This window comes from Flavobacterium sp. HBTb2-11-1, from assembly GCF_009826975.1.
Taxonomy (GTDB): domain Bacteria; phylum Bacteroidota; class Bacteroidia; order Flavobacteriales; family Flavobacteriaceae; genus Flavobacterium.
The window spans coordinates 264956-291463 of record NZ_WUMO01000002.1 but is presented as its reverse complement, the minus strand read 5'-3'; the positions used below and the strand labels follow the sequence as shown (position 1 = coordinate 291463).

Annotated in this window: 20 protein-coding genes; 13 read left to right on the top strand and 7 right to left on the bottom strand. The window is 41.0% G+C overall.

The genetic code is table 11. From position 1 onward, the window contains the following. Window positions 1–170 precede the first annotated feature (170 nt). From GR162_RS06385 to GR162_RS06345, 9 genes are all read left to right on the top strand, one after another. Window positions 171–1814 carry a glycoside hydrolase 43 family protein gene (locus GR162_RS06385; RefSeq protein ID WP_160781427.1) on the top strand — a complete coding sequence of 548 codons (1644 nt, stop codon included), beginning with the start codon at window positions 171–173 and terminating at the stop codon, window positions 1812–1814. 6 nt (window positions 1815–1820) lie between these two features. Next, window positions 1821–3041, top strand: coding sequence for a glycoside hydrolase family 105 protein (locus tag GR162_RS06380; RefSeq protein ID WP_160781426.1), 1221 nt, complete (start codon window positions 1821–1823; stop codon window positions 3039–3041). A 22-nt stretch (window positions 3042–3063) separates the two neighbouring features. Further along, a complete protein-coding gene (locus GR162_RS06375) occupies window positions 3064–4755 on the top strand; it encodes a glycoside hydrolase family 28 protein (protein WP_160781425.1) in 1692 nt (563 codons plus the stop codon). Between the two features lie 11 nt (window positions 4756–4766). Then, window positions 4767–5738 carry a pectinesterase family protein gene (locus GR162_RS06370; protein WP_160781424.1) on the top strand — a complete coding sequence of 324 codons (972 nt, stop codon included), beginning with the start codon at window positions 4767–4769 and terminating at the stop codon, window positions 5736–5738. Between the two features lie 51 nt (window positions 5739–5789). Then, the gene (locus GR162_RS06365) at window positions 5790–6794 is read left to right on the top strand and encodes an alpha/beta hydrolase (protein WP_237421298.1); all 1005 of its coding nucleotides are present in this window, start codon (window positions 5790–5792) and stop codon (window positions 6792–6794) included. Further along, window positions 6791–7588: a rhamnogalacturonan acetylesterase gene (locus GR162_RS06360; protein WP_160781423.1), complete on the top strand. Its 798-nt coding sequence runs from the start codon at window positions 6791–6793 to the stop codon at window positions 7586–7588. Before GR162_RS06365 ends, GR162_RS06360 begins: the two co-directional genes overlap by 4 nt. An 87-nt stretch (window positions 7589–7675) precedes the next feature. Continuing rightward, window positions 7676–14962 (top strand): pectinesterase family protein, encoded by a 7287-nt coding sequence (locus GR162_RS06355; protein WP_160781422.1) that lies wholly within the window; start codon window positions 7676–7678, stop codon window positions 14960–14962. A 76-nt stretch (window positions 14963–15038) separates the two neighbouring features. Next, complete coding sequence (locus GR162_RS06350) at window positions 15039–15692, top strand: hypothetical protein (protein WP_160781421.1); 654 nt, start codon at window positions 15039–15041, stop codon at window positions 15690–15692. 483 nt (window positions 15693–16175) lie between these two features. Then, window positions 16176–16622, top strand: coding sequence for a response regulator (locus GR162_RS06345; RefSeq protein WP_160781420.1), 447 nt, complete (start codon window positions 16176–16178; stop codon window positions 16620–16622). Window positions 16623–16709: 87 nt separating this feature from the next. Here GR162_RS06345 and GR162_RS06340 read toward each other — a convergent pair whose 3' ends face one another. Beyond that, window positions 16710–16964 (bottom strand): hypothetical protein, encoded by a 255-nt coding sequence (locus GR162_RS06340; RefSeq protein ID WP_160781419.1) that lies wholly within the window; start codon window positions 16962–16964, stop codon window positions 16710–16712. Window positions 16965–17045: 81 nt separating this feature from the next. On the opposite strand from GR162_RS06340, the gene GR162_RS22115 reads away from it, so the two are divergent. From GR162_RS22115 to GR162_RS06330, 3 genes are all read left to right on the top strand, one after another. Continuing rightward, complete coding sequence (locus GR162_RS22115) at window positions 17046–17204, top strand: hypothetical protein (RefSeq protein WP_202393905.1); 159 nt, start codon at window positions 17046–17048, stop codon at window positions 17202–17204. Between the two features lie 815 nt (window positions 17205–18019). Then, on the top strand, window positions 18020–18397 hold the full coding sequence (locus GR162_RS06335; RefSeq protein WP_160781418.1) for a hypothetical protein: 378 nt from the start codon (window positions 18020–18022) through the stop codon (window positions 18395–18397). Then, window positions 18385–18999 (top strand): hypothetical protein, encoded by a 615-nt coding sequence (locus GR162_RS06330; RefSeq protein WP_160781417.1) that lies wholly within the window; start codon window positions 18385–18387, stop codon window positions 18997–18999. The genes GR162_RS06335 and GR162_RS06330 overlap by 13 nt, the downstream gene beginning before the upstream one ends. Before the next feature lie 594 nt (window positions 19000–19593). Here GR162_RS06330 and GR162_RS06325 read toward each other — a convergent pair. Next, window positions 19594–19986, bottom strand: a complete 393-nt coding sequence (locus GR162_RS06325) for a response regulator (RefSeq protein ID WP_160781416.1) — start codon at window positions 19984–19986, stop codon at window positions 19594–19596. Between the two features lie 47 nt (window positions 19987–20033). After that, window positions 20034–23291, bottom strand: a complete 3258-nt coding sequence (locus tag GR162_RS06320) for a PAS domain S-box protein (RefSeq protein ID WP_160781415.1) — start codon at window positions 23289–23291, stop codon at window positions 20034–20036. Window positions 23292–23677: 386 nt separating this feature from the next. Between GR162_RS06320 and GR162_RS06315 the strand changes: the two genes are divergently transcribed. Next, on the top strand, window positions 23678–23926 hold the full coding sequence (locus GR162_RS06315; protein ID WP_160781414.1) for a hypothetical protein: 249 nt from the start codon (window positions 23678–23680) through the stop codon (window positions 23924–23926). 86 nt (window positions 23927–24012) lie between these two features. Here the strand turns inward: GR162_RS06315 and GR162_RS06310 are convergent, their stop codons facing one another. The 4 genes from GR162_RS06310 to GR162_RS06295 form a co-directional block, all read right to left on the bottom strand. After that, window positions 24013–24207, bottom strand: coding sequence for a hypothetical protein (locus GR162_RS06310; protein ID WP_160781413.1), 195 nt, complete (start codon window positions 24205–24207; stop codon window positions 24013–24015). A gap of 118 nt (window positions 24208–24325) precedes the next feature. Next, complete coding sequence (locus GR162_RS06305; protein WP_160781412.1) at window positions 24326–24640, bottom strand: hypothetical protein; 315 nt, start codon at window positions 24638–24640, stop codon at window positions 24326–24328. 160 nt (window positions 24641–24800) lie between these two features. After that, window positions 24801–26120: a PcfJ domain-containing protein gene (locus GR162_RS06300; protein WP_160781411.1), complete on the bottom strand. Its 1320-nt coding sequence runs from the start codon at window positions 26118–26120 to the stop codon at window positions 24801–24803. Then, complete coding sequence (locus GR162_RS06295; RefSeq protein WP_160781410.1) at window positions 26117–26506, bottom strand: Cas9 inhibitor AcrIIA9 family protein; 390 nt, start codon at window positions 26504–26506, stop codon at window positions 26117–26119. The genes GR162_RS06300 and GR162_RS06295 overlap by 4 nt, the downstream gene beginning before the upstream one ends. Window positions 26507–26508 lie beyond the last annotated feature (2 nt).

Sequence of the window (26508 nt, the reverse complement as noted above, 5' to 3'; positions counted from 1 at the left end):
AAGTTTTGTTAATTAAGTGGTTTCAGTACTTTCATGAAGTATCCTTGTGGTTGAGGATACTTCAATGTACTGTCTTCCTCAAATTAATTAGTAGAAAATTAGACTTTAAAACATCAAGGCTTTTTTGTTGATGTTTTAATGAAACGAATTATATAATAAAAATTAATACAATGAAATTCAAACAATTACTATTCGCCATAGGATTATTTTGGTATTTAGGAGCAAGCGCACAAGGCTGGAATGCTGATTTGGGAAATGGAAAATACAAGAACCCAATATTGCATGTAGATTATTCTGATCCAGATGTTTGCATCGGAGAAGATGGCTATTATATGACAGCATCTAGTTTTAATAGCGTTCCTGGGCTTCCGATACTTCATTCTAAAGACCTTGTAAATTGGGAATTGGTTGGATATGCATTGCAAAATCTATTTCCTGTAGAACATTATCAAACAGTTCGTCACGGCGACGGCGTTTGGGCTCCTTCTATCCGTTACCATAATGGCGAGTATTTTATTTATTGGGGAGATCCAGATTTTGGGATATTCATGGTAAAAACTAAAAACCCAGCCGGTGCTTGGGAAGTGCCTGTTTTGGTAAAAGAAGCAAAAGGAATTATAGATACCTGTCCTTTTTGGGATGAAGACGGAAAAGCATATTTGTCTTATGCTTTTGCAGGAAGCCGCGCCAATGTGAAAACAGTTTTAATGCTATCTGAAATGGCACCAGACGGAACCAAACTCATTGGAAATCCTGCTTTAGTTTTTGACGGGCATAATGGCCACACTACCGTTGAAGGCTCAAAAATGTATAAACGTGAAGGATACTATTGGATTATGGCTCCTGCGGGAGGTGTTAAACCCGGATGGCAATTGGCAATGCGTTCCAAAAATGTCTGGGGACCTTATGAGTATAAAGTGGTTTTGCACCAAGGTGATTCGCCAGTAAACGGGCCACATCAAGGCGGTTATGTAGAAACGCCAAACGGAGACGGATGGTTTTTGCATTTTCAAGATCGTTGGGCATACGGGCGTGTGGTGCACTTGCAGCCTGTAACTTGGAAAGACGGCTGGCCAATTATGGGAAAAGATGCTAATAAAGACGGAATTGGGGAGCCTGCTATGGAATGGACAAAACCAAACGTAGGGAAAAATTATTCAGCAACGCCATTAGTTTCTTCTGATGAATTTAACAGCCATCAATTGGGATTGCAATGGCAATGGCAGGCCAATCAGAATCCTGCAGAACATTGGGGCTGGTCTTCTGCAAATCTTGGTTTTATGCGTCTCAATTGTATTCCAAAAAAAGAAGGAATAAAAACCATGTGGATGATGCCGAATCTTTTGTTGCAAAAATTTCCTGGCGCCAATTTTACAGCAACAGCAAAATTGAGTTTCGAAAATAATCCAGATGCAGGAGTAAGCGGTTCTGGTTTGATTGTATTTGGTGAAGATTATGCTTATATCGCAATTGAACAGGATAAAGCAGGCAATTTAAATTTAGTGCAGAGGTCTATGAAAAATGCCCGAACTTCTAAAGATTTGGAGAAAGAAATTGCATCGATTCCTGTGAATAAAAAAGAAGTGAGCCTTCGGGCAAAAGTAGAAATGGTTCAGAACAAAGAACCTTTTGATGCTAAAGTCACTTTTTACTACAGCGTTGATGGAAAGAATTTTAAAAAACTGGGAGAATCATTCAAGCCAAGCGCTGGAAGATGGGTTGGAGCTAAAATTGGACTTTTTGCAACAGGATCGAAAACTATAAATGACAGCAGTTATGCCGATTATGATTGGTTTAGAGTTGAAGAAAACTAAGATGCTATGAAACATAAAATAAAATATTGCTTTTTTATTTTACTTACTGGTTTGATTTCAGTAGGACAATCAAAATCAGAAGATAAAAAAGAGCGCTCTCCAATAGAATGGGCAATTAAGATGGCCGATTCCGATCAGAAACGGGTTCCAAATCCAGTGTTCCTCGATGGTGTAAAATATCCGAAATGGAATTATACCAATGGTTTGGTAGCGCTTGCCAATCAGAAATTGTATGATTATACCAAAAATCAGAAATATTGGGATTACGGATTTTCTTATGCAGAACAGTTAATTGATAAAGAAGGAAATATATTAGGAGGTTATGAGCTAGAGAAATACAGTTTGGATCTGATAAATTCTGGAAAAATACTTTTTGAAATTTATAAAAAGACAAATGATTCGCGCTATAAAAAAGCAATGGATGTATTGCGCAAACAATTAGAAGGACATCCACGGAATTCTGATGGAGGCTATTGGCATAAAAAGAGCTATCCGTGGCAAATGTGGCTTGATGGCGTTTATATGGCTGATCCTTTTTCAGCGCAATACGGAGAAGTTTTCAATGATCCAAAAGCAATTGATGATGCTATCCTTCAAGCCGAATTGATTCAGAAACACACTTTTGATGCTAAAACAGGCTTGAATTTTCATGGTTATGATGAAAAACGCGTGCAATTCTGGGCAAACAAAACAACCGGAACTTCCACGCATGTATGGGGGCGAGCACAAGGCTGGTATTGTATGGCTTTAGTTGATATTTTAGATTTTGTTCCAGAAAATCACCTAAAACGAAAAGACTTAATCAAAATTGTTCAAAAGGTTTTTGATGCGGTTCTAAAAGCTCAAGACTCTAAGACAGGCGTATGGTGGCAAGTAATGGATCTGCCTGCCAGAAAAGGCAATTATCTGGAATCTACTTGCTCGACGATGTTTGTATATTCTTTTGCCAAAGCATACAACAAAGGTTATGTAGACAAAAAGTTTCTGAAATCGGCAAAAAAAGGTTTTAATGGAATTCAAAAAGAATTTATAAAAGAAAGTGCAGACGGAAGTATTTCAATTTCGAAATGCTGTGCAGTTGCGGGATTAGGAGGCAAAAATCCTGAAGATAGAAATGGTTCATTCGAATACTATATTTCTGAACCTATCAGAGAAGATGATGCCAAAGCTGTTGGGCCTTATGTTCTGGCTTGCATCGAATTGCAAAAGGCTATAGACAAAAAATAATGTTTCAAAATTACAATGGATTATGATAAAAATTAAAAGCACACTTCTTATAATAGCTTTTTGGTTCACTGCTTTTTCTGGTATAGCCCAAAAGAAAGGAATTTCAAAAGAGACAGAAAATAGAGATAGTTCCAGTATGAAGATTCCCTTCAAAATGCCAGAAGTTCAAATTCCAAAGTTCAAAAGTGATACGCTAAATATTGTTGATTTTGGCGCAGTTCCAAATACAGAACAGCTTTGTACAAATGCTATTAATTTGGCAATTGAAAAATGTTCTAAATCGGGCGGAGGAGTTGTGCTAATTCCTGCTGGACTTTGGACAACAGGGCCAATAAAACTGAAAAGCAATGTAAATCTGCATACTCAAAATGGTGCTTTTGTTTCTTTTACAAGCGATTTAAAGCAGTACAAACTGATAGAGTCTTATTTTGAAGGAAATAAAGTGATTCGCTGCGAATCGCCTATTATGGGAGTTGACTTAGAAAATATTGCCATTACAGGTCAGGGAATTTTTGATGGAAATGGCGCTGTATGGAGACCTGTTAAAATTGGAAAAATGACTGCTGGTCAATGGGACGAATTGGTGAAATCTGGTGGCGTTCTGTCTAAAGACGGTAAAATCTGGTATCCTTCAAAAGGAGCTTATGAAGGTAATGAGGAAAGGGATAAACTCCCTAAAAAAGAAACCGTAGAAAATATGGAGCCTTACAAGGAAGCGCTGCGTCCTGTAATGGTTAGTTTGGTCAATTGCAAAAAACTGCTTTTAGACGGCGTGACATTTCAAAACTCTCCTGCATGGAATGTCAATCCGTTAATGTGCGAACATCTAACTTTACGCAACTTAACGATTCGCAATCCTTGGTATTCTCAAAATGGTGACGGCTTAGATTTAGAATCCTGCCGTGTCGGAACGGTAACCAATTGCCGTTTTGATGTTGGAGATGATGCAATCTGCATAAAATCTGGAAAAGACAAAGAAGGAAGAGACCGCGCAAAACCAACTGAGTTATTTGTAATTGCTGATTGTGTGGTGTATCATGCGCATGGAGGCTTTACAATTGGAAGCGAAATGTCTGGCGGCGTTAAAAATATTTATGCTAAGAATCTGACCTTTAATGGAACAGACTGCGGACTTCGTTTTAAATCTGTGCGTGGTCGTGGCGGAGTAGTGGAGAATATTTGGATGGAAGATATTCGCATGAATAATATTCCGACAGACGCCATCAATTTTAACTTGTATTATTTCGGAAAATCTTTAGCAGAAGACAAAACAACAGGCGAAATAACGGTCGCAAAAGAAGCCATATCCGATGAGACACCTGCATTTCAAAATATGTATTTCAAAAACATTTATGTTAACGGTGCGGCTCAGGCTTTAAAAATTATGGGAATTCCAGAAATGCCAGTTACTAACATCGAATTTGAAAATATGATTATCCGTTCAGATGTTGGGGTTCAGTTAAATTATGCGAGCAAAATCAAGTTTAGAAATATTGATTTAAGATTAGACAAACCTGGAATCGCAGTAAGTTTTTCTAATAGCCAAAATTTGAGTTTCGATGGTTTGAAATCAGCGGGAGAAAATCAGCTGTTCTGGGTTGGAGGTTTAGAAACAAAAGATATTTCATTAAAAACCAACGGTAAAAAAATGGTTATGGATAAAGATCTAAAAGTATTAGAATCGATTAAAAGCGAAGTAAAAGTGGTGGATTAAAACATAAAAAAATGATACTATTTAAATTTTTAGCAGTCTCGATTTTCTTTGTCAATGTTTCTTTTGGAAATAATATTCAAGAAACCAAGTCCTACGATATTGTTGTGGATGCTAACGGAAAAGGAGATTTCAAAACTGTTCAAGAAGCGTTTAATTCAGTTCCTTTATTTAAAACATCAGAAACTAAAATTTTTGTAAAAAATGGCATTTACAATGAGAAACTAGAATTGGCCTTAAACAAAAATAATGTTACGCTGATAGGAGAGAGCAGAGAAAATGTAAGGCTGACCTATGATGATTATGCATCCAAATCGAATGGCAACGGAGGAACGATTGGAACTTCGGGATCTGCGAGTTTTATTATTGCAGGAAATGGTTTTAAAGCGGCGAATATTACGTTCGAGAATTCATCTGGTCCTGTCGGGCAGGCGGTGGCAGTTCGAGTTGATGGTGATAGGATCATTTTTGACAATTGTAAATTTTTAGGTTTTCAGGATACTTTGTATCCGAGAGAAAGTGCAAGCAGACAGTATTATAAAAACTGCTATATCGAAGGAACAACTGATTTCATTTTTGGAGGTTCGACCGCAATTTTTGACCAATGTGAAATCTTCTCTAAAAAAGGAGGCTCTTATATTACCGCTGCCAATACGCCAGAATCCAATCCATACGGATTTGTATTCCTAAACTGCAAACTGACTGCAAATTCGGGAGATAATTCTTGCTTCTTAGGAAGACCTTGGAGAAATTATGCTAAAACTGTTTTTATTAAATGTGAAATGGGTTCGCATATAAAACCATCAGGCTGGCACAATTGGGGAAAACCTGAAGCTGAAAAAACAGCTTTTTATGCCGAATATCAATCTGCTGGAGCAGGAGCAAATGCTATATCGAGAGCCAATTGGTCGCATCAGCTGTCAGCAGAACAAGTTGAAAAGGAATATTCGATGAAAGCTATTTTCAAAGATTGGAAACCGAATTGAAGTCTTTATAAGGCATCTTTTAGAAGTTATAATCGATTAAATAAATAAAGAATGAAATTTCAAAGAAGAAAATTAAAAGCAGTATTTATTTGGGTCTGGATCTTGTTTCTTCAAAAGATGGACGCGCAATATTTGGAAGGATTGACTCAAGTTAGAGACACTTCTTTTAATAATAGAAGCGCCTTCAAAAAAACATTGAAATACTTTCCTAATATTTCTCCTGTTTCCGAAATGCATTTTGATGAGGTTGTACAGAAAAATGACATTGTCTATTGCAGTTATGGAAAACGTAGAATGAAACTGGATGTTTTTTATAATAAAAATAAGAAAGAAAAGCAGACGGCAATTATTCTTATACACGGGGGAGGATGGCGATCTGGGAGCCGAGAACAGCATCATCAGATGGCGCAGAAATTAGCAAGCCTCGGTTATATCTGTTTTACGCCAGAATACCGACTTTCTACAGAAGCCCTTTTTCCTGCAGCGGTTTACGATATTAAAGCTTCAATTCGCTGGGTAAGAGAAAATGCCGATAAGTATAGCGTTAATCCAAATCAAATTGTTTCGCTTGGATTTTCTGCTGGTGGAGAACTAGCAGCCTTTATGGGCGTAACAGGCAATATGCCTCTATTTGAAGGAGTAGTGACAAATTCAAGTTCAAAATCTCAAGTCAATGCGATAGTTGATATTGACGGAACATTATCTTTTACGCATCCTGAAAGCAGCGAAGGAAATGATGCTAAAACTGTTTCGGCAGGAACTTATTGGTTTGGCTATTCTAAAAAAGACAATCTGAAGCTTTGGGAAGCCGCTTCTCCGCTGTCTTATGCAAACGCTTCAACTCCACCAATTTTATTTATTAATAGTTCGATTCCTAGAATGCACGCTGGGAGAGACGATTTCAGAAAAATTTTAACTGAAAACGGAATCTATTCTGAGGTTCATGAATTCGAAAACTCACCGCACACCTTTTGTCTTTTCAATCCTTGGTTTGAACCGACTATTCAGTATATAGATCAATTTTTAACTCACGTTTTTTTAAATAAAGAATTATGAAGTCAAGATTCATTATTTCAATTTTCTGTATGGCTTTAGCATTTGCTGTAATGTCTTTTATAAAGCCAAAATCCAAAACAACGGTTTATCTGATTGGCGACTCGACCGTGGCTGATTATGCTAACAATTATGAAGAAGGAAAAGACTATATGAAAACCCGCTATCCAGTCACGGGCTGGGGACAGGTTTTTCAACAGTTTTTAGTAAAAGACAGTCTGACGAAAATTAATAAGCTGATTAAAACTGACAGTGCTTTTGTTGACGATAGGGCTAGAGGAGGACGAAGCACTAGGACTTTTTTTCAGGAAGGCAGATGGCGTTCGGTTTACGAAAATTTAAAAAAAGGCGATTTAGTTCTAATGCAATTCGGACATAATGATGCCGCCGAAGATAAGCCTGAACGATATGTCAATATTGAAGGCTACAAGGAATTTTTAAGGCTTTTTGCAGAACAGACAAGAGCAAAAGGAGCAAAGCCAATTTTGATTACGCCTGTGGCGAGAAACTTTCCGTGGAAAGAAGGAAAACTGCAAAATGTACATGGCTTATATCCGCAGGCAGTGAAAGATGTAGCTACAGAATTGGGTGTGCCATGCATTGATTTAAACCAAAAATCAATCGATTTTTTTACCAAAAAAGGACAGCCTTATGTGAGTGAAAATTACTTTATGAACTTTAAAGGAGGCTTATATGAAGCGTATCCGGAAGGACAAAAAGATAACACACATTTTCAGACTAAAGGAGCCGTAGAAGTGGCAAGACTAGTTTTTGAGGGAATGAAAGAATTAAACTAAAACTTTATATAAAGCATCAAAAGAATTTGAAAAATAAGAAGAAAGTCTTTTGAAAACTATTACTAACTAAAACCATATTTAAACCAAATGAAAAAACAATTTTTTATTCATCTATTCCTCGTACTTTTTACAGTAATGGGGTTTTCTCAGACTATTGAGAAAATTGAAGCCGAAACGTTTAACCAAGCTTCGGGAGCAAGAGCCGAAACCAATGCTGCACGTTCGGGAGGCGGAAACGTCGGCTATATTAAGAACAATACTTGGATTAAATTTAATGCAGTTAATTTTACCGAGTTTGTTACCCGTTTTGATATTGCTGCAGCAGGAGCTACTGGCGGAACAATCGAATTTAGATTAGGTTCTGCAACAGGAACTTTAATTGGTTCTGCAACGATCTCAGGAAGCACAAGCTTTACCGATTACAAGAAGTTCTCGGCAGCCATCACGCCAACTACGGGGTCATACGATCTGTATCTTGTTTTTCTTGGGCCTGGAACAGGATATTTGTTTAACGTAGATTATTTCGAAAAAGTAACTGACAACCCAAATGCTGTGACGCACAAATTGACTGTAGATGTCAATCCGGCCTCATCTGGAACTGTTACGCTTAATCCTGCTGGAACTACATTTGCAAAAGGAACCGAAATAAAACTCACTGCCAATAAAAATTTTGGTTACAATTTTAAGCAATGGGTAGATGATAAAGGAGCTATTGTTTCAACAGCAAATCCGTTAACTTATACTCTAAATGCTGACGCAACACTTATTGCTCAATACGAGACAGTAGCCACTTATGCCTTAAATGTTAATGTAAACGGAGCTTTTGGTTTAGGTGATTATACTGTTTCTCCTGCGGGAAAAGATGGTGCATTTTCAGTTTACGAAAGCGGAACCAATGTTAAGGTTACGGCAGTGGAAAACGATATTATAAAATTCAGCAACTGGGCTGATGGATCTACGTCATTAAGCACTTCTGTAGTGATGAATGAAGATAAAACGGTTACAGGAACCTATGCTAATCAGACTTTTATTGCAGGATGGACATTTAAGAATGATCAATATGCAAATCCGAGAGTGGCTGAATTGTATTCAAAGGTAGAAAACAGACCGCAGCTATTTGCCTATAATTTGGCAGATAATGTTTTTGCTCCCAATGTCAGACTCCAAAATCGAGGAGGAAAGAACGGGTTTTGCGTCTGGAATACCGAAAGAGGGAATTTTTATTATTTTATGACTACACTTTCAACTGTTGGCTATAAAAATATAAATGTCGCTTCGGGTTTATTAGGCTATTATTATGGATGTGATGAGTGGACATTTCAGTATTCCTTAGATGGGGTAAACTTTGTAAATGTTTCGGCTTTAACGACTATCAATACAGGAACAATTACCAATATTGGCGGAGTTCTTCCTACTGAAGCCGAAGGAAAAGAAAAAATCTATTTAAGATGGTTTCCAAATATAAACGGACCAAAACACGGTTCGGCAATTGATGTTACAGCAACAATTCTGTCCAATTTAATGATAAAAGCCGATGAAGTTTTGATTACAGATAATGTTGCGCCAATTTTAGAATCTTCATTTCCGTCAGAGGCAGCAAGTTCTGTGGCAGCCAATGGAAGCATTATTTTAAATTATGACGAACAGGTTCAGTTAGGAACGGGAAATGCTGTTTTAAATGGCAAAAACCTAAACGCCGAATTTGTAAACAAAACAGTAAAATTCAGCTATTTCGGATTAGAATATAACAAACAATATACTTTTACGCTCCCAGCAGGATTTGTAAAAGATCTTTCCGGAAATGACGGTTCAGCACTTACTTTGTCATTTAAAACAATGGAAAAGCCAATTCCAACAAAACGTAAATTTGATTTAATTGTAGATGCAGATGCTACAGCAGATCAGATTGCTTCAGGAAAATATGTAAAAACAATTGCAGAAGCTTTTAATGCCGCGCCCAGTAATTCGGCGTCACGTTTTTTTGTATTAATTACAAACGGAACTTATAATTTGGGTGGAGACGGCACAAATCCGCAGGATGTAGTTTTAAAGCTACCATCAGGAAAGAATAACGTTTCGCTAATTGCACAATCTAAAGACAAAGTAATTCTCCAAGGAAACCCAGGTTGGGGAATTAAAAACGCTGTTCTTTCTATTGAAGCCAATGATTTGTATATGGAAAATGTAACCATCGAACACAAGGATGGAATCACAACTTCTGGACAAAGACCTGCTTTGAATCCCGCAGGAGATCGAAATGTTTATAATGGAGTTCGACTTAGAAGCAAACAGGATACGCAGGTAACGGGAGGAAAAAGAAGTTTTTACTATAAATCTACAATCGAAGGAGATGTTGATTTTATCTGTGGTGGAGGAACGCATTGGTTTGAAGATTGTAAATTGGTTTCGGTTGCTTCCGGTTATATTGTAGCTCCAAATCATGATACGGCTACGCAATACGGGTATATTTTCAATAACAACACGATTTCTGCAGCTACAAGCTATTATTTGGGACGTCCTTGGCAAAATGCACCACGAGCAGTTTATCTGAATACAAAAATGATGACTGAACCCAATACGGCTGGTTGGGCAAGTATGGGAACAGTGCCAGCACTTTTTGCCGAATATAATAGCGTTAACGCAAATGGAGTTGCTGTGAATACCGACAATAGAACCAATATATTTACTGTAAATGGCGTGGCACAGACAGGAAATTATAATCCTGTTTTGACTAAAGCGCAAGCTGATGAATTTACGATTGAAAATGTACTAAGCGGAACAGACAAATGGGATCCGCGTAGGGTGGTGGAGCAAATCGCAAAACCTTCAAATCTTGTTGTATCTGCTGCTAACACCTTAAAATGGGATGAAAATCCGTATGCAATGTGTTATGTGATCAGTAAAGAAGGTAAAATTTTAGGCATTACAATCGAACCTACTTTTACAGATGCTTCAACAACTGCTGGAACTTATACGTATACCGTGCAAGCAGCAAATGAATACGGCGGATTAAGCGATTTGAATAGTATCAGTATGGCTACTAATGGAGGAGCAGCTAAATCTTCTATTACGTATTTAAATTCAATAGACGGAGTAGCTCTGGTCGGTTTAACGCCAACAGAATATACTGAGGGTACAGTAGTAAAATTGCCAACTCCAACTTTAGCAGGATATACTTTTTATGGATGGTCATCTTCTGGCAATACAGCAAATACTTTATATGAAATTGCTGCCACAGCAACAGGAAACCAGACTTTATATGCTTTCTGGGGAGTTGGAGGAAATAATAAACCAAATGAAGTTACGCCACCTTCTAATTTTGATTATGAGTTTACAGCTGCTGTGAACAAAAGCTGGGATAATGCAGGAAACTATAATCCAGCTGTTATGCCAATTGCAGGCAAAACCGTTTCCTGTACCAAGGAAATTGAAACAACAGCTACAGTTTTTCCTGCGGATATGACTTTATCTGGCGCAGGGACACTTCGCTTGAGAGGTGCTCACAAAGCTACAGGCGTCCTGACTTTTAAAGAAGGAACGCGAGTATATTACAATACAAGCGGTGCGGGAATGACTTTAGAAGCGCCAATGGTTATTTCTGGAAATGTAAAATTCGAAATGATTTCTGGTATTGCCAATCAAACCATAATGACTTTAAGCGGGCCTGTTTCAGGAGACGGAATCATTTCGCCTTTAAATATTGGTCAGGGAGTGAATGCCAATACAGGAACTCTGCTTCTTAAAGGTGATAACAGCGAATTTATCGGTAATTGGGATCTTACACAGAAAAGCACAAAATTTCCAACATTAAATTATCCAACGGTAATTGAAGGCGCTTCTGCAAATGCTTTTGGCTCTGGGACTATTAAAATCGGTCAGGATAATTATGTTATTTTTAGCCATGAACGAGCAGCTGGTTCCACTTTAAATCTAAATATCACAGAAAATGGGAAAGCGTCGTTGAATACTGTTTTAAATGTTCAAAAACTTACTATTAATGGAATAGATTTTAAAGAGGGAACTTACGATAAAACGACAAATCCTGAGTTTTTTAACGGAGAAGGAAAAATCGAAGTCAAAAAAGAAGCAGCAGGTGGGGACAATGATGTTGTTCCTGCGTTTCCTGGTGCTGAAGGTTATGGAAAATATGTAACTGGCGGCCGTGGCGGAAAAGTAATTTATGTTACCAATTTGAATGATTCGGGAGCGGGTTCGCTTCGAGATGCGATTGGTCAGGCCGGACCTAGAATTGTTGTGTTTAAAGTGTCAGGAAATATTGAATTGAAAAGCGAACTGAATATTACCGATAATATCACTATTGCAGGGCAGACAGCTCCAGGCGGCGGAATCACTCTAAAAGATTATAATGTTAAGGTGCGAGGAAATAATGTTATTCTGCGTTATCTGCGTTTTAGAATGGGTGATACTCACGATGTGGAGAATGATGCTTTGGGAGGACGTTTTCAAAAAAATATTATCGTAGACCACTGTTCAATGAGCTGGTCAACGGACGAATGTGTTTCTTTTTATCAAAATGAAAACTTTACTTTGCAATGGTGCATTATTTCTGAAAGTCTTCGAAATTCTGTCCACGCAAAAGGTGCGCACGGATATGGCGGTGTTTGGGGAGGTAAAAATGCTTCCTTTCACCACAATTTGTTAGCGCACCATGACAGCCGAAATCCAAGGTTGGGAGAATATGCGAATGATATTTTTGCTAAAACAGATTTGGTGGACATTCGTAATAACGTAATTTACAATTGGGGCGGAAACAGCTGTTATGGCGGAGATGCGATGAATGTGAATCTGGTAAACAATTATTGGAAACCAGGACCTGGAACTTCAAACTCGACAAAAGAACGTATTCTATCAACAGGAAGAAGTTTAGACGCAACTTCGCCATTATACGGAATTTGGGGGAAATATTTTGTTGATGGAAATTTTGTGGTAGGATCGGAAAGAGCAACGCAGGATAACTGGACATACGGGGTTTACAGCCAATTTCATGGCAGCCAGCTTCCTGTAAGCGATGCAGATAAAGCTGCATTGAAAATCAGTGCACCCCACGCTTTCGGCGAAATTACAACTCATAGCGCAACAAAAGCATATGAATTGGTTTTGGAAAATGCAGGAGCGAATCTATACAGAGATGCTGTCGATAAGAGAGCGGTAGACGACACGCGTTCTGGCAAAGCTAGTATTATGAATGGAGGAAATGGAAGCACAAACGGTTATATCGATACGCCTTCAGCAACAGGCGGATGGCCGGTACTGCCTTCAGGAGAAGCTCCAACAGATACAGACGGTGACGGTATGCCTGATAAATGGGAAACAGAAAAAGGATTAAATCCTGCCAGTTCAGCAGATGGCAATTTAAAAACGATTGACGGCAAGTATACCAACATTGAGGTTTACATTAACAGTCTTGTAAATCATATTACAGAGAACCAAAACGGGAGTTTAGATGTTTATGTAAACCCTCAGAATTTTGTTGAAAAATACAATGCTGCTGAAAACGGATCAAAATTCATAATGGCAAGCGGTACTTATACAGCCTCAGCTGATCTTGCTGTTAAAAACCATAAATATACTTTTGTTCCAGATGCCAATGCAAAACCTGTTTTCGCAGCATCTTTCGCTTCAGAAAACCCAGAAATTGTTTCAGGAAGCTTCAGTTTTGATGGTGTTGATTTTGATTTGACAAATGCTGGAACAGATTTGCTTCAGTTGAAAAAAGGTGCCAGTTTATCAAGTTTCGAAATTAAAAATGCCACTATAAAAGGAATCAAACAAAGTTTATTAGCAGCTGATGGGGCTAGTGAAAGTCCTATTTCGAAAATTGCTTTAGAAAACTGTATTATTGACGGAAGCGCAGCAACAGGAGGAAGTTTTATTCAGCCTGACTCGCATATTGTAAATTCGATTTTAGTTAAAAACTCGACTATTTTTAATTATGAGAAAGGGAATAGTTTCTTGATTCTTCAAAATAAAAATGCGACTGTCCAAACAATAAATGTTTCTTTTGAAAGTAATACCATTTACAACTCTGGAAATCAAACCGGAAATGGTTTTGTGTTTGTTGACAATCAGTACAGTGCCGCGTCGACATATTCTTTCAAAAATAATATCATGCAGGACGAAAGAGAAAATGCTAAACCTATTTATCTCTTCAATTCTAATAATGCGGCAGGAGCAGGAAAACTATTGATAGACAACAACCTTCTTGTTGGTGTTTCTTCGCAATTAGTTAAAGGATCGGTTACAGTGGCTGAAACTAATAGTAAGACATTAAGTAATTTGGGAATATCTGCTTTGGTATATCCGAATCCGCTGCAAGGAAACTTTAGCTTCTCTAAAAATTCACCTTTAGCGAAAGCTTCTTTAGAAGGAGGAGCATTGGGAGATCCAAGATGGCTGAAAGCAGAAGCGAAGTTTTCACAAATAAACTATCTCAATTCTATTGATGGAAAAACCATAACACTTGATCCAATCGAATACATGGAAGGCGCTATTACGAACTTGAAAACACCAAAATTGGAAGGTTATACATTCTTTGGATGGTCAGCTGCAGCGACAGCACCTGGACTATTAAAAACAATTCCGGCGACTGCAACAGGAAATCAAACTTTTTATGCTTTTTGGGGCGAAGGAGGAAACAACAAACCAGATCCAAAACCAATTGTAAAATCGGGTGTTTCGTATTTCAATTCAATTGATGGAAAGGCTATTTCTGATTTAACTCCGATAGAATACACAGAAGGTACAGCATTGGCATTGCCGGTTCCTGTCTTAAAGGATTATACGTTTTACGGATGGTCAGCTTCGGCTACCACGCCAAATACAATTAAAGAGATTGCTGGTACGGCTACAGGAAACCAGACCTTTTATGCGTTTTGGGGAGTGGGGGGAAACAATAAACCAAATGAAGCGCCGACTTTTTACAGCGTTTCATATTTGAATCTGCCTGCGGGGGCTATTAATCCAAATAAAACAAGCGCACAAACGGGAATTTCTTTTACGCTCGAAGAGGCGCAATGCTCTGGATATCGCTTTTTAGGATGGTACGCTGATGCTTTGTACGCAAAAGAAATAACAGGTTTTGGCACTGCTCAAAAGGATAATTTCACGCTTTACGGGCGCTGGAAAAAGCTGGGAGAGTTTTTAGTTTTCCCAACAGTGGCTTCTGAAAAAGTGACCTTAAAATCGAGTGCAGAATTTGATCAATTGCTTTTTTTCAGCATGAGCGGACTTATGGTTAAGCAGGTTGATGCAATAGGTTCTGAAACTGAGATTCCAGTCTCAGATTTACCCTCTGGATCTTATTTCATCAAAAGCCTTAAAACAGGCCAGACGGCTAGAATTGTCGTAAAATAAGTTTGCATTAGGGATGAGGTTAAATTCTCATCCCGATTTACTAAAAGCGAATTTTAAAAATTTAATTATCATAGATATGAATAATAACATAAAATTAATAGTGATGTTTTGTATTACTTTACTGTCTTCTTGTTCAAGTGATGCTGAAAGTGATCAAGACGCTACTGCAAACAAAGGATTTTTGAAAATTGGCAGCCAGACGGTAGAATTATCGCAAGGCTATTTGGAAAATTTTGGCATTCGAGGCAATGCCTACAACATTGATTTTTCACTGAGGTCCAAATCAATTTCTGCAACAGAAGATGGAGCAGTAGTTTACTTTGAGCTGTTTTCTCCTCTTCAGAATAATTTGGCCAAAGGAGATTATAATTATGGAGGCTTTTCTGATGCTGCAGCGTATACTTTCACCAAATGGGGACAGTCCCTTTTAGGCAAAAATATCAATACGGCAAAAGGAGCCTTGTCAGTTACAAACGGAGTTAGCATTCGGCCAACTGGAGGCATTTTTAAGGTTACTGAAAACGGAACTAAGTATAAAGTCAGTTTTTCCGGAAAAGGCACGGCAACCGTGTTCAAAGACGGTATTGCTGCTTCAACTCAAAATGATGTAAGTTTTACAATGCAGTATTTTGGAGATGTGAAGAAATTTGAAGGTAAAACATTTGTTTCTACTGCCAAAAATGCAAGATTCGACATTGTTGAGAAAAATCATTCTGTTATTTTTAATTGAGCGGGATAAAAAAATTGCTGATATAAAAATGGCGCTCAATTGCATTCAATTGGCGCCATTTGGCTTTACTGGCCTGCACTGGATGGATTTCCATGCATTTTATGGAACAAGAAAATGCAGCTCTTAGCAATAAAAGCCAATACTCGTCTGCTGTTCTGTTTTAAGACGGCAGATTAGTTAATATGAGTTTTGGTTCTGAAATTATGTATTGATCTCCTAGCTTAAAGGAAGAATGCGGGGCCGAAATTTATGTTAGGGCAGGTGTCTGTCTGCGTTATGTTTTGATTATTTTGCAGGTATCTGGAGGGATCTGGAGGTTTTGCAGCGCTTTTTCTAAAAATTAGCCGTATATTTGCTTTTCACCATACATCTTAAGACATAATTCTATCGTTTGCCTATTTGCAGAGCCTTATTGATTCTTTAACCATAACTCCTGCAGATTACTAAGGCCCATGCCTTGGACTGCCCTAAAATGTGAAAGCGATGGCACATCAGAATACTCCTAAAATTATTTATCACGCAGATGACGATGAAGACGACAGGCTGCTGTTTTTGGATGCCATGGAGGATTTAAGCCTTCCTGCTGCGGTCCAGGGCGTCAGCGACGGGCAGGAATTGCTCCATACCCTTGATAAAAGTAAAGACGGTCTGCCTGATATGATTTTCCTGGATATCAATATGCCCATCAAAAATGGATTTGACTGCCTTGCGGAAATCCGCAGCAGGGAGGATGCCCTGAAGGAAGTGAGGATCGTTATGCTCTCCACCAGCAAAAGCCCTGACAATATCGAGCTCTGCCATAAGCTCGGCGCTGATTTATATGCCGTGAAGCCAAGCACTTTTCAGGGGCTCAAGGACCTTTTGCAGAAAGTGTTTGAGATGGACTGGAGCAGTTTTCAGAAAAGCGGCGGCAGATTCCTTCTGGCCTGAACTGGACAGGATGCGTTTTAGATTTTTGGAAAGATAAATTTTACCTGCCGGCATCTCCAGTGGGGCTCCTAAGGGCTCCGGGCATTCTCAGCCGTTTATTTTTTCCTTATGGTAGCGCGAGAGCCATTTTTCCATTCTCTGGACCAGCTCGATTTCCTCAGGATCCCCTGCGGGGTCGCAGAGTCCTGTGAGGGTCCTGCGGTAAATGAATTTTTTATCCTCGAACAGGCAGGTGAACCTGGGGTGCTCGTTGTGGGAGACCAGCCATTTATCGCCTTGCTGCTTTTTAATTGTAAACTTCTTCATTTTCATTATCTCTTTAACGGCTCCTCTAAAAGCCATGGATGTTTTCTGCCGTGGCGCTGATAGGGCGTTATGGAGTGCAAAAATAAAAAAAATATTGCTGATGGCCGATAGCTGATTGTGTCTGCTGCTGTTGTTGTTGTTGTTGTTGTTGTTGTTGTTGTTGTTGTTGTTGTTGTTGTTGTTGTTGTTGTTGTTGTTGTTGTTGTTGTTGTTGTTGTTGTTGTTGTTGTTGTTGTTGTTGTTGTTGTTGTTGTTGGGTTCTTTGGATTGTTATGATATTTTTTTTGGGGAGCTTTTTCCCGCTATGCGCTTCAATCTTCTGCCCGGACCCCGGCGCAGAAGGATTTCCGCTTCTATCGGGGCTATTTTGTGCTTTATTCTAGTGAGGAATAAAGCAATTTTCAGCTGTAGTCCAAGCAGTTATGTTTAATAAAAAAATGGCGCCAATTGTCTTTAATTGGCGCCATTTGGCTTTGTGAGAGGGACAGGACAAATTACAACATCATTTTTGGATGATTTGAAGAAATTGGCTTTCTATATGTAGTTTTAGTCTTTCATTCATTAGCTTTGTAAATTTGGTTTAGATGTCATGTTGAGGATTGAAGGCAAACGCATCGTCAAAAAAATAAATCGTTATCGTATTTTTATTAATATTGCATTAGATTTTTGTGGAAGAAAGTTATCCATTCCAATTTTGTATTTGGAAGATGTGAAAATAGATATTAACTTAGTCCCAAACTCGCTTTAAAAGTTGGAATGTTATGAATAAATATGATATGATATGATATGATATGATATGATATGATATGATATGATATGATATGATATGATATGATATGATATGATATGATATGATATGATATGATATGATAAGGCTTATAAAGGCAGACAAGACGAACGATAATCTTTTACTCTGGAACTTCTTAGAATCAGTATAAGACCGGCAACTGTCTTTTATCTTAAAAAAAAGAAGTTAAGAAATCCATTTCAAAAAACAAGGCGAAACCGAAAAGCCAACGAGTAGGATAAAGAAAAAAAATATGGAAAAATTAAAATTAGCAACGTTAATACTGCTTTTTACTGCTTTTGGTATGAATAAAGCGCAGTCACAGATAGTAGTGGGCATTGCCTACAAGCCTATGTACGGAAACTGCAGTCAGTTTAATCAGGCTGTAGGGTATACCTACGAAGCAGGCAAAGGCGGTAATGAAATGCGGGAAGAAGTAACAACAAGATTAGAGCAAAATTACAACGTTTCGGGTTCTGCCATTATGATATTTTCATCTTATGACCAGAAAAATGCTGTTATAATCCGCTATAAAAAACAGATAAGCGGATATGACTGCACGAAGCTTGCTTATGCTGCGGGTTTTGGCAATAGCTACGACGATGCTTTCAATAATGCGGTAAAAGAAATGCGCTTATATTATGCAGGAAGTGATTACCAACAGGAACTATGGATTCACTAATAAAGAAGGGAGGATATATGATAAAAAAACTACTTTTTATTTTCGTGCTAGCAACAAGCTTAGTACCCGCACAGGCACAAACGGTACCCGACCGAAAAACCACTGTAGAGTATATCACAAAACTTTTCAATGATGTGAAAGATTTTGAATATAAATTAAAAGACGGTACTATCTATGCAATAGACGGAAAAACCGTATCAGCCTACAGCGCCATACAATTTATAATATCGATAGGAAATGAAACTACCTTAGGTTATTGTTTTGATACAAGAGATTCGAAAAAATCATCTTTTGGCCAGCTGTATATGAAAATAGACTGGGCAAAGATGATAAAAATAGAAGACAGCGAGGTGGCGGATGATTCTGCTGTGAAATTCTTATATATTACGTTTACCCCTAACAGTGTATTGGAAAGGGCATATTATGAGGAATTAAATCCATATGGTAATATACTACGGGCAAAAGCTGATAAAGGAACAAGCAGTATTTATTTTCCCTACAAAAATGAATCAGGTATAAAAGAAAGACTCACCAAAGCACTTAATCATTTAAATAATTTAGATAAAAAGGAGAAATTAAAAAACGACCCTTTTGGCAATTGATAGTCTAAAGTTTAACGATAAAGCAGATTTTTAAATTGAACATCTAGATTTTTTTTTAGAGTCCGCTTTTAGTTTATCAAAAAAAGATTAATAAAGTGAAAAGTTTATTTTAACAGTTTAGAAAAAAAGGCGCCAATTGTCTTCAATTGGCGCCTTTTGGCTTTTGTGACCTCCAAAGGGACAAATTACAACATCATTTTTGGATGCTTTGAAGAAATTGGCTTACCATATGTAGTTTCTGTCTTCCATTGGTTTTGTAAATTTGGTTTAGATCTCCCGCTGGGGATTGATGCAAAAATTAAACAAACTAAAATGGTTTAGGGCAGTAAACTAACATACAATTCTACAAATATTATGTAGGATTTGAAAAGATTGTTATTCTTAAGGCAGGATTGTCTTTCTTTGGCTCTATGAACTACTTTATGCGATTTAGGTTTTGTGGCACAAAAGTAATCCCTTTCATGGGCATGCCCCCGGCGATTGCCAATGCGACGGGAAGATGTCTCAATGACCTTCCGAGCCGTTATGACAGGCTGTTATAAAGCATGCCGGGTGTGATGAAAAAAAAGGGAAGCCTCTGACCAAGGATTCCCTTTATGCCTTGAGGAATTTTTCCACCACAGCATTCAGGTCTTTTCGAAGCAGCTCTATGGAATACTGTTTGGTCAGGAACTGCGATGCCTTGTTCTCGGCTGCAAATTTTTTGTCTATATCGCTGGAGGACGTGCTGTAGATGATTACCGGAATATCCTGCAGCGCCGCTTCTTTTTTGATCTGCTGCAGGAATGCGCGGCCATCCATAATGGGCATGTTCAGGTCCAGAAAAATTACATCGGGTTTTACAAAATCTACGGATTTTAATTTCGCGAAGGCGTCTGATCCGTTTTCGGCCTGCTGAAATACAATCGACGGATGCTCCTGTCCCAGGATTTCCTGAAAAATCTCACGGTCGTCGGGATCATCATCAATTAAAAAAATGGTTTTCATACTGAATTTTAAGGGAATGTAAATATACTATTTTTCCCGCCGTTTTCTTACATTATGCCGTTTTTTTCATGCTGTATCGGCATAATAACAGTGAATGCCGTTCCGACCCCTTCCTGGGAAGCGGCAGTGATTTCCCCATTATGGTTCTGCATGATCTTGCGGCACATGGCCAGTCCTATGCCGGTGCCGGAGAACTGGTCATTTCCATGCAGGCGCTGGAAGATGTTGAATATCTGCTCGGCATGCTGCTGGGAGAAGCCGATCCCATTATCGCGCACTTCTATTTTTATGTACTTCAGTTCCAGGTTCAGGGCATGGAGCCTTTTTTCGGATTCGGGCATCGGCAGCGTTTTAATGCTGATCCGCGGGATGGTGTCAGGTTTGGTATATTTCAGGGCATTGGAGAGAAGATTTCCGAAAAGCTGCGACATCTGAAGCGGGATGGCTTCTACAATAGGAAGCTGCCCGATCTGCATCACGGCATTTTTCTGCTCGATGATCAGGTCAAAATCTATTAGAATATCGGCGACCACATCATTGAGGTCCACCGGTTCGAACTGCTGTGCTATATTGGCCAGTTTGGAGAACTGCAGCACATCCTTGATCAGGTTTTCCATCCTTCGGGATGAAGACAGGATCTTGTCAATGTAAAACTGCACTTTTTCAGGATTTTTGTCCAGATTGCTTCTCAGCATATCGGTAAATACACTGATTTTTCGGATAGGCTCCTGCAGGTCATGGGAGGCGATGTACGCAAACTGGGATAGTTCCCTGTTATTGGCTTCCAGCTCTGCATTTTTGGAGGAAAGCTCGGCGGTCTGTTCTTTCACCTTGAAGGCCAGTTCCCGCTGGAGTTCCCTTTCTTTGGTCACATCCTGCGCCGTGCCGCTCAGCGAGGACACCAGTCGGTCCTTGCCGAACTGCACCTGTGCGTTGGCGTGGATGATGCGGTGCTGTCCAGTTGTTTTATTGGCAATCTCAAATTCGTAGTCATAAAAATGCTCAGCAGATCCGCTGAGTGCCTGCTCAAGGGCTTGGGCGACTTTATGCCTGTAGGGCTCGCTGATACGCTCCAGAAACTCTTCACGTTCCGCCGTATGGTTTTCCAGTCCTAGCCACTGCCTAAAACGCTCGGAGCATGTTATAGTCTTGTTTTGGGCGTCAAGGGTCCAGGTGGCGAGCTCGGCCAGTTCAACAGCGCCGCTGAGCGCCATTCGGGCCTCTTCGAGTTTTTTGGTGGCGATCACCTGATCGGTCACATCGACGGCGATATCCATGATGCCGTAGATTTCCCCTTTGGAATCGCGGATTGGGGTATAGGTAAACTCAAAATAATAGGTGCTGACCCTGCCGTTGACCTTCAGGTCTGCCGGCATGGCATGCCCGTAATAGGTTTCCCCTGTACGGTAGACCTGCTGCAGAATGTCCATAAAGGGCTGTCCTTTGAGCTCGGGAACGGCTTCTTCCATGGGAAGCCCGACGGCGGACCTGTCCTTGCCCCAGTAGCCGATCATGATATCATTGGCGATCTCGATTTTCATGTCCGCTCCGGTGAACAGGCAGATCCCGACAGGGGACTGCTCGATCATGGAAGTGACTTTGTGCTGGCTCTCGATCACCGCCTGCCTTGTGGAGATGATTTCGTCCATATCCATGCAGAAGCCGGCGTAGCCTGCGTACTGCCCGTCGATATCGTAGAAAGGATCGCCTGCGGCGCGGCACCAGACGAGTTCGCCCGTGTTTTTTCTTGCCTTGAAAAGCACGTCAAAATGCGTTTTTTCGGCAAGTGCATTTACATAAGCTTCTTTTGTCTGCCTGTAATGCTCTTCTGCGATCACCCAGTTCCATCTGCCTGCCAGCAGCTCTTCATAGGGAAGTCCCGTAAAGTCGATGAGGGTCTTATTGAAATAGGTGATCATCCCTTCTGCATTGGAAAGCCATAGTCCGGTAGGGGAACTGTCAGTTACGTTCTTGAAATGGCGGTCTGCCTCGCGCTTGGTCTTCTCAAGCCTTGATTCGGCCTGCTGGAGTGCCAGACGGCTGTTTTCCTTCTCGGTGATATCGGCAACGGTGCCTGAAAAAGCCGCCGTCTTGCCTTCGGAGTTTATGATGCGTGCTGCCGATACGGCAATTCGGTGCACGCTTCCGTCGTCCCAGACCACCCTTGGGGCGTAATAAAAAGTGCCGTTTTCCATACCGCTTTCAATGGCGGTGCCCCTTAGGTGCAGGTCGTCGGGGTGCACGTATTTTAGAAATTCCTTCCTGCTGAGCCCGGGCTTGAAGCTGCCGCAGAGTATCCTGCTGAACTCAGGGGAATACTCAAGGGTATTGGCCCCGTAGTCCACGCTGAACAGGCCGAGGCCCATACTCTGTATGGTAAGGTCGGTCAGCTGTCTTGATTTATGCAGTTCCTCGGCGGCTTTCTTTTGCTGGGTCACATCCTGCACGGTGCCGTTAAAGCGGTAGGCTTCCTTATTGCTGTCAAACCATGCTTTTCCAAGGGCGTGCACTATTCGAGGCTGCCTGGTCTTGGGATGTATGATGGTATATTCGATGTCATATCTGCCGCCTGAATCATACTGCAGTGCGGTATTGATGGAGTCGGAGACGCGCTGGCGGTCTTTCTCGGCGACAGCCTGCAGTGCGCTGCCCAGTTTTATCTCCTCATTTTTTTTTAGCCCGAACCATTCCTTAAGCCTTGCATTGGCGGAGAAGCGGTTTGTCCTTGGGTCAAGGTCATAAGTCCCGAATTCAGCCGCATTGATGGCAAATTCGAGTTCGTCCCTGTTCTGTTTGAGCTGGATGCCGCTGTTTACCTTGTCGGTGGTTTCGTTGCAGACCACCAAAACCCCTTTGATCTGCCGGTCATCGTCCCTGATGGGGCTGTAGCTGAAAGTCCAGTATACGTCTTCCATTCTGCCGTTTCTGAGAATCGGAAGCAGCAGGTCGTCGTACCATACGCTTTCCCCGGTGGTGAGCACCCTGCTTATAAGGGGAAAGATAAAGTCCCAGATTTCAGGCCAGCAGTCGGCGCCTTTCTGGCCCATGGCTTTGGGATGCTTTCCCTGGCTGCCGAAACTCGGACGGTAGGCGTCGTTATAGAACTGGATAAGGTCTTCGCCCCACCAGAGGAACATCGGGAATTTTGAAGATACGATGGTGGCGATGGTATTTTTGAGGTTCTCCGGCCAGTTTTCCGCAGCGCCCAATGAATGGCTTTTCCAGTCAATATTTCTGATAAGCTCGGCGGATTCTCCTCCGTTCTGAAGGAAATAATAGTCTGGATTGGCAAGGTCTTGGCTCAAGTCTTTAATTTTAGGCAGGGAGTGCGCAGGGCAGCAGCCTTAGGTTTTCTGTAAAAGTAAGCAAATTATTTTTCCGATGTGTTTTCATGGAAAAGCAGGTCTTCCGCCTGTCCGGACTCTTCCCCGAGCCCTTCCGCTGCATAGCAGTTTTTTTCGTATTCCATAGTTTGTAATTTTTAAGATCAGGCGGACGTCTGGCTCCGGCGCATATGCTGGGGTTAAAAGTAGCTTTCTCAAGTTTTTGTATTTTATACAATTACCATCGGTTGTTTTAAAATTTACATCTTCAGCTTCGCGTTTTTTTAACACGGCAGTAAACTGCACATCCAGTTTGATTGCTTATATTTGATTAGGGAATGAACGGAACAACAAACAGATCTTTCACAATGGAAAAAGCGATACAACTACAGGTGAGAAAAGATTTGGATGCCAGAGAGCAGCACACGATCTTAAAACTCAAGGGAAGCCTGATCTCAAAGGGCTTCACGGAAATCATCCACATCCTTGACAAGGATGAGCAGTACCATATCAACTACTTTGAGGCCCAGGCTGGCAGGGGCAGTGAGGTGCGGGACTACATCAGGGCATTTATCACGGATGAAGACCTGGTCGATGCCGCCGAAATGCTGTCTTAAAAGCTATTGATGCAGAAGGGAATCCTGCATTTTTTTAGTGCTAAAATGGCAGCTTAAGGCATTGGGGACGCAATTGGCATTTTCCTTTAGTGCGGGGCTTCTTTTTTCGGTGGATTTTCAGTACCGGCGCCAGGCGCATCAGTCTGCGGATCGTCCCAGGAATCCCAGTCGCCGTTATAGGTCTTAATAAAAATCAGTTCATTGTTCTCTCCATGGAACATCCTGCATCTTGACGCCGGGCAGTTTCGTGCTGCCCTGGTGCGATCGTTTTCATCTTTCATGGCCTCTCTGTTTTGCAATATCCAAATATACATCATAGGAACTGTGCCCGCTTACGGATAATGCGGGTTTTATTGCTTAATTCACATGTGATGGTTTTTCGCAGTATTGCAAAAAATGTTATAAATGTCCGGAGACACTGCTGTAGATAAATTCCTGAAGCTGCCTGTCAATCAGTGGATCTATAGTAGAAGAAGTGGCATTTTTACCGTAGAAGCGGATGCGTTTCCCGGCTGTAAAATCGCTGAGCGCCGAAAGGGCATCGGCAAAACCAGTCCGGAGCGATTCCCAGCAGAGTTTCTCTGCCGAGGTGAGGTCCTCGAGCCTGAGGATGTATTGAGGGCTGCCGGCATCCGAACCGCTCTGGCGGATGGTCAGTTCAAAATCATTGTCATGGTCATGCAGTGAGCCGGTCAGAAAGTAGGACAGCATCATAATTCCAGTTTATAGTGAGACTATTTTAACAGCCTGCCAAGATAGCCCAAAACCAAATGAAGGCTGTTATATCAGGGCTTCTTAAAATTTACAGGATTCAGACGGGAAATGATGCCTTACAGTGTCTGAGCGCCGAAAAAAAAGCCGGCATAGTGCCGGCTCAAGCCAATTCTTTTTTTGTTTTCTTTTTCTTTTTCTTCATCCTTTCCCTTATCTGGTGCAGGTTCTCGGAAATAAGGCGCAGGATGTCTCTGTGATGCCTGGAGGGTTTGTTCTTCATTCCCCTGCACTGCAATACTTCCATACGGCTCAGGGAGATTTCGATGGTTTCGAGGGATTCCCCGCCCATTTTAGCCGAGAGTATCAGCGAATCCTTTCTATCATAATACTCGTTGGTGAACACGCAGTGGTGCAGGTCGTCGCCCTCCGTCATAAAATCCCTGACGTTTTCGATTACGGAAATGCTCAAGTCCTTTTCTGTAAAGAGCAGTCCGAAGAAGCGTTTTTTATCGCTTTCGTATTTTTTCTGCGCCTGTTCGATTTCAAGGCGCAGATCGTGGAGCTTCTTCTTTCTTAAAAGCTCCCTTTTTTTCTGCACCAGACGGTCGTGCGCTTCGCCCAAATTCTCAGGGCAGACGTACAGAGCGCAGGAAAGGTCTTTTTTGAAATAACGCAACAGCTCCAAATAATCCTCCCATATGGGGACATCGGCAATTTTGTAGCCGTTTCTGATGACGGTCTTGACTGCCTGCCAGTTTGGGCGGATGTTCTGCCGTGATGCGCCGAGATAGTACTGCAAAAGATTGAGCTGTCGGGATTTCAAAAGGGTCTCGGCTATGGGGTCGGACAGAAGCGATGCAAAGAGCAGGTGTGGCGCAATATCGTAGACCGAGGTCTTGAAACCGTTGCGCTTCAAAATCGGAAGCACTTTCATCTGCGGATAGACCCTGTAGGGGTTGATATAGAATTTGGCATTGCGGATGAAATCCTTTGGCTTTATTTCAAGGGGGGAATAGAATTTCCATGCATCGAGCGTACTGGAAAATACATTGGTGGCAAGCGCAAGGGTGCGCACTTCGCCTTTGGGATTTATCCAATGCTGCATGACCTCTTTGTGGAAATGGGTCGGCGTGAAATTCTTTTTCATGTGCTTGTGGGCATTAACCATGCGCACCACCTGAAACCCCGCACAGGTTTCTACCACGGCAAAGTATTCTGTTTCCTTGAAATGCACCTGATTATAGGGCATCATTTTGAGCTTTCCTTTGCAGGCAGGGCAAGTGGTGAACTTTGTACAGGTGTCTGCGCAGGACGGCTTCCAGACGTGCGTGCAGTCGAGGCAGTAAAACTTGGAGCGGGACAAAACGCCCCATTTGAGAAAGATATTCTGCTCCGCCCACGTGAAAACCTCTCCCCTTATGGGTGCAAGCGAGGCGCTTAAAGCGGTCAATTGCTTTTCGATGATGGCTTTGGGTATCATAGGTCAAAGAGTGTCAGGGCGGTCTGCACCGCAGGTTTTACAGTCTGTTTTACAGGGGGAATAGATTCAGTTTTAACTGGCACAGCAGGTATTGCAGGCTGTGAGAACAGGTCGGCGGGCGCAGGGGGCTGTACCACGGCTCTGCATGCCACAGAGGCGGGCGTACCGATGGAATCATCGGTGTAGTATTTGACTGCCATGTCAAAGATTTCCTGATTGTCAAAGGCGCAGAAACCTGTTTTTTTGACCTCGCCGAAAATGTAGTTCAGACAGCTCTCCAGATTCTTGGAAGCTTTGGCGTAGTGTGGCGCAAAGGCTGTATCGCCCTGCGCCAATGTGCCGAGGTAGCCCTCTATGGCTTTTCTAAAATTTTCAGAAGCTTTCATAA